This window comes from Nocardiopsis terrae (assembly GCF_014651695.1).
Classification (GTDB): Bacteria; Actinomycetota; Actinomycetes; order Streptosporangiales; family Streptosporangiaceae; genus Nocardiopsis; species Nocardiopsis terrae.
The window spans coordinates 1-2403 of sequence record NZ_BMXJ01000016.1; the positions used below are offsets into that span (position 1 = coordinate 1).

Annotated in this window: 1 rRNA gene; it reads left to right on the forward strand. The window is 56.3% G+C overall.

What is annotated here, in order from left to right:
* Window positions 1-2367: ribosomal RNA gene (locus IE195_RS25965) — 23S ribosomal RNA — on the forward strand; the annotation flags it as partial.
* Between the last annotated feature and the right edge of the window lie 36 nt (window positions 2368-2403).

Sequence of the window (2403 nt, forward strand, 5' to 3'; positions counted from 1 at the left end):
GAATAGGGCGGTTGAGTCGCATGCTGTGGACCCGAAGCGGAGTGATCTACCCATGTCCAGGGTGAAGCGGGGGTAAGACCTCGTGGAGGCCCGAACCCACCAGAGTTGAAAATCTGGGGGATGAGGTGTGGGTAGGGGTGAAAGGCCAATCAAACTCCGTGATAGCTGGTTCTCCCCGAAATGCATTTAGGTGCAGCGTCACGTGTTTCTTGCTGGAGGTAGAGCTACTGTTTGGCTGATGGGCCCGACAAGGTTACTGACGTCAGACAAACTCCGAATGCCGGTGAAGTGAAGCGTGGCAGTGAGACTGCGGGGGATAAGCTTCGTAGTCGAGAGGGAAACAGCCCAGATCATCAGCTAAGGCCCCTAAGCGTGTGCTAAGTGGGAAAGGTTGTGGAGTTGCCCAGACAACCAGGAGGTTGGCTTAGAAGCAGCCATCCTTTAAAGAGTGCGTAATAGCTCACTGGTCAAGTGGTTCTGCGCCGATAATGTAGCGGGGCTTAAGTACACCGCCGAAGCTGTGAAGTTCAGCCCGTAAGGGCTGGGTTGGTAGGGGAGCGTCGTGCATCCAGTGAAGCTGCCGAGTGATCGTGTGGTGGAGGGTGTGCGAGTGAGAATGCAGGCATGAGTAGCGAAAGCAACGTGAGAAACGTTGCCGCCGATTGACTAAGGGTTCCTGGGGCAGGTTAATCCGCCCAGGGTGAGTCTGGACCTAAGGCGAGGCCGACAGGCGTAGTCGATGGATAACGGGTTGATATTCCCGTACCCGTGCACGAGCGTCCAATACCGAATCAGGTGATGCTAACCACGCCGGATCGTTCAAAATCCTTCGGGAGATTGTCTGTATCTGGTCTGGGACCCGAGCTTGTAGTAGGTAAGTGATGGGGTGACGCAGGAGGGTAGCTCTACCCGGCGGTGGTTGTCCGGGGGTAAGCGTGTAGGCCGAGGGGTAGGTAAATCCGCCTCTCGTCAGGGCTGAGACGTGATGCCGAGCCGTTTTTGGTGAAGTGAGTGATCCCATGCTGTCGAGAAAAGCCTCTAGCGAGTTCGTGTGTGGCCAGTACCCTAAACCGACGCAGGTGGTCAGGTAGAGAATACCGAGGCGTTCGGGTGAACCATGGTTAAGGAACTCGGCAAATTGTCCCCGTAACTTTGGGAGAAGGGGAGCCCTGTCTGGTGACGGTCTTTACGGCCTGAGCTGGGTGGGGTCGCAGATAGCGGGGGGAAGCGACTGTTTATTAAAAACACAGGTCCGTGCGAAGTCGTAAGACGCTGTATACGGACTGACGCCTGCCCGGTGCTGGAACGTTAAGAGGACTGGTTAGTTGGGGTTCGCCCCAGCGAAGCTAGGAATCTAAGCGCCAGTAAACGGCGGTGGTAACTATAACCATCCTAAGGTAGCGAAATTCCTTGTCGGGTAAGTTCCGACCTGCACGAATGGCGTAACGACTTCCCCACTGTCTCAACCATGGGCCCGGTGAAATTGCACTACGAGTAAAGATGCTCGTTTCGCGCAGCAGGACGGAAAGACCCCGGGACCTTCACTATAGCTTGACATTGGTGTTTGGGATGGTTTGTGTAGGATAGGTGGGAGCCGGTGAAGTCGTCACGCTAGTGGCGGTGGAGGCGTTGGTGAAATACCACTCTGACTGTTTCGGGCATCTAACTTTGGACCGTGATCCGGTTCGGGGACAGTGTCTGGTGGGTAGTTTAACTGGGGCGGTTGCCTCCCAAAGAGTAACGGAGGCGCCCAAAGGTTCCCTCAGCCTGGTTGGTAATCAGGTGTTGAGTGTAAGTGCACAAGGGAGCTTGACTGTGAGACGGACGTGTCGAGCAGGAGCGAAAGCTGGGACTAGTGATCCGGCACCGGCGTGTGGAAGCGGTGTCGCTCAACGGCTAAAAGGTACCCCGGGGATAACAGGCTGATCTTCCCCAAGAGTCCATATCGACGGGATGGTTTGGCACCTCGATGTCGGCTCGTCGCATCCTGGGGCTGGAGTTGGTCCCAAGGGTTGGGCTGTTCGCCCATTAAAGCGGCACGCGAGCTGGGTTTAGAACGTCGTGAGACAGTTCGGTCCCTATCCGCTGTGCGCGTTGGAGACTTGAGAAGGGCTGTCCCTAGTACGAGAGGACCGGGACGGACGAACCTCTGGTGTGCCAGTTGTCCTGCCAAGGGCATGGCTGGTTGGCTACGTTCGGGAGAGATAACCGCTGAAAGCATCTAAGCGGGAAGCTTGCTTCGAGATGAGGTCTCCTGCCTCCTTGAGAGGGTAAGGCTCCCTGTAGACGACAGGGTTGATAGGCCGGGTGTGGAAGCCTTGTGAGGGGTGGAGCTGACCGGTACTAATAGGCCGAGGGCTTGTCCGCTGCAGATAATTGGATGTTCGCGCACACTGTATTCAC